Annotated in this window: 1 protein-coding gene; it reads left to right on the top strand. The window is 43.1% G+C overall.

The window, feature by feature from the left end:
* Positions 1-491 (top strand): helicase-related protein (locus J3L11_RS18925; protein WP_278250759.1); only part of this gene is annotated, 491 nt, incomplete at its 5' end.
* Positions 492-583: the final 92 nt, after the last annotated feature.

Below are 583 nucleotides of genomic sequence, written 5' to 3'. Positions count from 1 at the left end.
CATATCAAAGCATTATTCATAACCAAAGTGCTATGGAGCATCTGCTTAGCCTCGGCTGTGCCAAATTGGCAGAAATACGTGAAACATCACTTCAAGCCGGTGGGTTAGTTGTTGCTGCCTCAGTAAGACATGCACATAGCATTGCAAAAATTTTGGTTGAAAAATTCAATCAATCGGTCGCTATTGCTACATATTTGGACGAAAAGCCCATAGAAGAAATCGAGCGATTTAGATGCTCTAACACTCAGTGGATTATCAGCGTTGGAATGGTGAGTGAAGGCACCGATATTCCTAGACTTCAGGTGTGCTGCCACCTGAGTTCTATAAAAACAGAACTATATTTTCGGCAGGTATTGGGGCGCATTTTGCGAGTTAATGATGCACCGAACCAAGAAGCATGGTTATACACTTTCGCAGAAGCTAGTTTGGTCAGCTTTGCTGAACAAATAGAGCGAGTGCGTATTCCGGCCGATCATGAACACTCATTCTGACGGAACGTGAACACCTCTACTGATTGAACGTGAACACCCATACTGATTTCAATCTGAACACTTTGACCATCATTTCCAGAATCGGTGTTCAT

The organism is Shewanella sp. 4t3-1-2LB, from assembly GCF_017368415.1.
Classification (GTDB): domain Bacteria; phylum Pseudomonadota; class Gammaproteobacteria; order Enterobacterales; family Shewanellaceae; genus Shewanella; species Shewanella fodinae.
The sequence above is the reverse complement of the archived record's forward strand: the minus strand, read 5'-3'. Positions and strand labels throughout refer to the sequence as shown.